5 protein-coding genes are annotated in these 4,860 nt (G+C 72.6%); all 5 read right to left on the bottom strand.

The annotated features are described in order from the left end of the window. Positions 1-523: ABC transporter ATP-binding protein (locus ACWGIG_RS36930; protein ID WP_453326093.1), on the bottom strand; the 523-nt coding region annotated here is incomplete at its 3' end. Further along, complete coding sequence (locus ACWGIG_RS36935) at positions 516-1,421, bottom strand: ABC transporter ATP-binding protein (RefSeq protein WP_453326096.1); 906 nt, start codon at positions 1,419-1,421, stop codon at positions 516-518. The genes ACWGIG_RS36930 and ACWGIG_RS36935, both read right to left, overlap by 8 nt. A gap of 95 nt (positions 1,422-1,516) precedes the next feature. Further along, complete coding sequence (locus tag ACWGIG_RS36940) at positions 1,517-2,413, bottom strand: ABC transporter permease (RefSeq protein ID WP_453326094.1); 897 nt, start codon at positions 2,411-2,413, stop codon at positions 1,517-1,519. Beyond that, positions 2,406-3,371: an ABC transporter permease gene (locus ACWGIG_RS36945; protein WP_453326097.1), complete on the bottom strand. Its 966-nt coding sequence runs from the start codon at positions 3,369-3,371 to the stop codon at positions 2,406-2,408. The genes ACWGIG_RS36940 and ACWGIG_RS36945 overlap by 8 nt, the downstream gene beginning before the upstream one ends. Before the next feature lie 77 nt (positions 3,372-3,448). Beyond that, the coding region (locus ACWGIG_RS36950; protein WP_453326095.1) for an ABC transporter substrate-binding protein at positions 3,449-4,860 on the bottom strand (1,412 nt) is incomplete at its 5' end.

A 4,860-nucleotide genomic window follows, 5' to 3' on the forward strand; every position in this document is an offset into this window, starting at 1 on the left:
TCGTCGAGGCGTCCAGCATCGCCGTCATCTCGTCGCACACCAGCCAGCGGGGCCTCAGCACCAGCGCGCGTGCCAGGCAGGCGCGCTGCAACTGTCCGTCGCTGACCTCGTGCGGGCGGCGGCCCAGCAGGTCGGCGCCGAGACCCACGGCGTCGCTCAACTCCGCGACCCGGTCGGCCGCTTCGTCCCGCCGTCCGGTCGCCCGCAGCGGTTCGGCGATCAGGTCACGCAGCCGCAGCCGGGGATCGGCGGAGAGCCTGGGCTGCTGGAAGACGACGCCGATCGCGGTGCGCTGTGCGCGGGGTGTCCGGTGGCGCCAGCCCTGTACGCGCGCGCCGTCGAGGGTGACGGTGCCCTCGTCCGGCCGGTGCAGCAGGGCGGCGACCCGGGCGAGCGTGGACTTGCCGCACCCGCTGGGGCCGAGCAGTCCGACGGACTCGCCGGGGGCGACGGTGAGGTTCGCGTCCCGTACGACGGGCAGGCCGCGCTCGTATCCGGCGGTGATGGAGGCGAGTTCAAGCACGGGCGGGCTCCTCGGCCGACGGGTGGTGACAGGCGATGCCGTCCTCGAACCGGGGCTGTACGGCGCAGGCCTCGGTGGCGTGCGGGCAGCGGGCCGCGAAGGCGCAGCCCGCGGGCAGGTCGCCCAGCTCGGGGGGCAGGCCCGGGATGGGGGTGAAGTCCCGCTCCGGGAGGGCGTTCAGCAGGCCGCGGGCGTAGGGGTGGCACGGTCCCGGGGTGCCGAAGAAGGCCTTGGCGTCGGCGAGTTCGACGATGCGGCCCGCGTACATGACGGCGATGCGGTCGGCGATCCGCTCGGCCGCCGCCAGGTCGTGGGTGATCATCAGGAGGGCGTGACCGTCGTCGACGTGCCGGCGCAGCTCGTCGACGGTGCGGTTCACCAGGTCGCGGTCGAGCCCCGTGGTCGGCTCGTCCGCCAGCAGCAGAGGGGCGTCGCCGACGAGGGCGAGGGCGGTCGCGGCGCGCTGGGCGAGCCCGCCGGACAGCTCGTGCGGATAGCGGTCCAGGTGGTCGGCGGGGAACGCGGCCCGCTCGGCCGCCGCCCGCACCGCCCGGGGGACGTCCGGCTTGCGGGCCCCGGTGAGCTCGCGCAGGGTCTCGCCGAGCTGCGCGCCCACCGTCCGTACCGGGGTGAGGTGGGCGGCGGGGCTCTGCGGCACGAGGCCGATGCGCCGGCCCCGTACGGTACGGGCGAGGGTCTTCTCGTCGGCGGTGAGCAGGTCGGTGTCGCCGAGCAGGGCCCGGCCCGCGGTCTGGGCGTTGCCGGGGAGCAGCCCCAGGAGTGCGGAGGCGAGGACGGACTTGCCGCAGCCGCTCTCGCCGACGAGGGCCAGGCACTCCCCCGCCGGAAGGTCGAAGGACGCGTCGGTGACGGCGGCGATGTGCCGTCCCCCGCGCATCCGGAACCGTACCGAGAGGTCGCGCACGGCGAGCACGGGAGCGGCGTCGGTGTCGGTGTCGCGCACGACGGGGACGGTCTCGTCGGTTCGGGTGCTCACAGCATCAGCTCCGATCGGCGGCGGGGGTTGATGCGCTCCCGCCAGGCGCCTGCGAGGCCCGCGATCGCGAGCGTCGGAATGATCAGGAAGAGGCCGGGGAAGAGCGTCGGCCACCAGTCCCCCGCGAGCAGCGAGCTGCGGGCGGACTGGATGAGGTTGCCGAGGCTGGCCTGGTGGCTGGGCAGGCCGAGGCCGAGGAAGGACAGCGCCGACTCGTGCCACATGGCGTGCGGCACCATCAGGACGGCCGCGAGCGCCGCCTGCGGCATCACCCCGGGCAGCAGGTGCCGCACGACGACCCGCCACCGCGAGGCACCGCCGGAGACCGCCGCGTCGATGTACGGGCGGGAGCGCAGCGACAGCACTTCGGAGCGGACGATGCGGGCGGTGGACAGCCAGTGCGTGAGCGCGACGGACACGATCACCGGCCACACTCCGGGCCGGAACATGGCGACGATGAAGATGCCGAGCAGCAGGTGCGGCACCGAGGAGAAGGTGTCGACCAGGCGCATCACGACGCGGTCGGTCCAGCCGCCGAAGGCCGCTGCCGCGGCGCCCACCGCCGTGCCGATGACGGTGGCGACGAGGGCGGCGACGAGGCCGACGAGCAGCGAGACGCGCAGTCCGTAGACGCAGCGCAGCAGCAGGTCGCGGCCGACGTCGTCGGTGCCGAAGGGATGTGCAGGGGACGGCGGCTGGAGCTTGAGGGCGAGATCGACGGCCTGTTCGTCGAGCTGGGCCAGCGGGGGTACGACGAGCACGGCGAGCACCACCGCCGCGACGATCACCGCGGAGGTGCGGACGCGTACCGTCCGGGTGGAGCGGCGGGTGCGGCCGTGGGCGCGCCACTCCACGCGGCCGGAAGCGGTGCGGTCTTCGGTGAGGTCAGCCATCGAAGCCCACCCTCGGGTCGGCGAGTCCGTACAGGACGTCGGAGAGCAGGTTGCCCGCGAGGACGGCTGCCGTGGCGAGCACGGTCAGCGCGGCGAGCAGCGGGAAGTCGACGGCGGTGGCGGCCTGCACGGTGGCGGCGGCGATGCCGGGCCAGCTGAAGACCGTCTCGACGAGGAGTGCGCCGGTGATGAGTTCGGGGACGCGCGAGCCGACGAGCGTGAGCATCGGCAGCATCCCGGAGCGCAGTGCGTGCCCGAAGAGCACGGTGCGCTCGCTGGTGCCGCGTGCGCGTGCGCCCCGTACGGGATCCTCCTCCAGTGCGTCGGCGACGCCCTGGCGCACGTACAGGAAGAACCACGGCAGCTGGGTGACGCCGAGGACGACGGCGGGCAGCACCAGGTGGGAGGCGACCTGCCCGAAGGTGATGACGTCGGTGTCGGTGTCGGTGAGTCCGCCCGCGGGCAGCACGCCCAGCTTCAGGGCGAAGAACCACATGGCGAGCAGCCCGAGCCAGAAGGCGGGCGCTGCTTCCAGGGTGTACGCGGCGGAGCTCGCGCACCGGTCGAGCCAGCCGCCGGGGCGGCGCGCGGCCAGTACGCCCAGCGTCGTGCCGAGCAGGATGGCGATCAGGAACGCGGTGGCGGCGAGCAGCGTGGACCAGCCGAGGCGTTCGGTGATGACGTCGACGACCGGCTGGCGCATCACGCCCGAGTCGCCGAGGTCACCGGTGAGGGCGGCGGTCAGCCAGTTCCACCAGCGGGTCACCAGCGGCTGGTCGACGCCGAGGTTGGCGCGCAGTTGGTCGAGGTGCGCCTGCGAGGAGGTGAGGCCCGCGGTGCCCGCGTAGGCCTTCACGGGGTCGAAGGGGGAGGCCGCCGCGACGGCGAAGACGCCGAAGGTCACCGCGAGGAGGACGGGGGCGGCGAACAGGATCCGCCGCCCCGCCATCCGTGCCATCGGCCCCCAGGGGAGCTTCCGGCGCAGGGACCCTTCCGGGGCCCCCGCCCCGGCGCCCGCCTCGGTCGCTGCCTCGGTCACTTCTTGGGCTTCCAGTCCTCGACGTTCCACCAGGGGCCGGACGCCAGGCCGTGGTCGTGCGGCTCCACCTGGGTGGACAGTCCGTCCCAGGAGTCGTTGACGACGTACAGGTGGTCGATGTGGGTGAGGAAGGTGTAGCCCGGGTTCTTCACGAGCTCCTGCTGGACGGTGCTGTAGGCGGCCTTGCGCTCGGCGTCCTTGTTGGTCCTGCGGCCCGCTTCCAGGGCGGTGTCGACGGCCTTGTTGTCGTACCAGGCCATGTTGTTGAAGCCGTCGCCGCCGAGGGAGGACTTCAGGAGGGTGTACTGGTCGAAGTCGGGGTCGCCGGGGGAGCCGCCGCCCGCGAGGACCGCGTCGGTCTTCATCCGCGGTTCGATGACCTCCCAGGTGCCCGCCTGGGTCTTGATGTCGATGCCGGCCTTCTTGGCGTCGGACGCGTAGGCGAGGGCGTGGTCCTGGCGGAGCTTGTCGCCGGAGAGGTACCAGAGCGGGAACTCGGCGCGCACGCCGTCCTTGACGCGGACGCCGTCGGCGCCCGGCTTCCACCCGGCGTCGTCGAGGATCTTCTTCGCCCCGGCGAGGTCGTGGGTGCGCTCGGTGCCCTTGGCGAACCAGGGGCTGTCGGTCGGGACGGGCCCGTAGGCGGGCTTCCCCGCACCGCCGAGGATCTTGTCGACCATGACCTCGCGGTCCACCGCGACGTCGAGGGCGCGCCGGACCGCCGTGTCACCGGCGACCTTGTTGTGGGTGGGCAGGGTGACGGTGCGGTAGTCGAAGGACTTCGCCGCGTACGTCTTGCGCTGCTTCCCCTCGGCCTGGACTGCCTTGGCGAGGTTGGGCGGCAGGATCGCGCCGTCGAGGTCGCCGCTGCGCAGCCGGGTGGCGCGGACGTCGTCGTCCTTGATGATGGCCATCGTGAACTTCTTCACGGCGGGGGCGCCGCCCCAGTAGGCCGGGTTGGCCTGGAAGCTGAGCTTCTCTCCCTTGGACCACTTCGTCAGGACGTACGGACCCGTGCCGACGGGCTTGGTGGTGAAGGCCCCGGTGTTCACGTCCTGCTTGCCCGCGATGTGCTCGGGGGCGATCGGCAGGACGGTGCGCTCGGCGAACGGCGCGTACGGGTACTTGAGGGTGAAGACGACCGTGCTGTCGCCCTCGGCCTTGACGCTCTTGACGGCGTCGAGCTCCGTCTTGGCGGCGTTGTTGGTCTTCTTGTCGAGGATCGTCTCGTAGGTGAAGACGACGTCCTTGGCGCTGAAGGGCTTGCCGTCGCTGAACTTCACGCCCGGCCGCAGCTTGTACGTGTAGGTCAGGCCGTCGTCGGCGATCTTCGGCAGTTCGGCGGCGAGCGCGGGCCGCAGCTTCATCTCCCCGTCGAAGGCGAGCAGCCCGTCGAAGATCTTGGAGT

This window comes from Streptomyces sp. NPDC054863, from assembly GCF_053610825.1.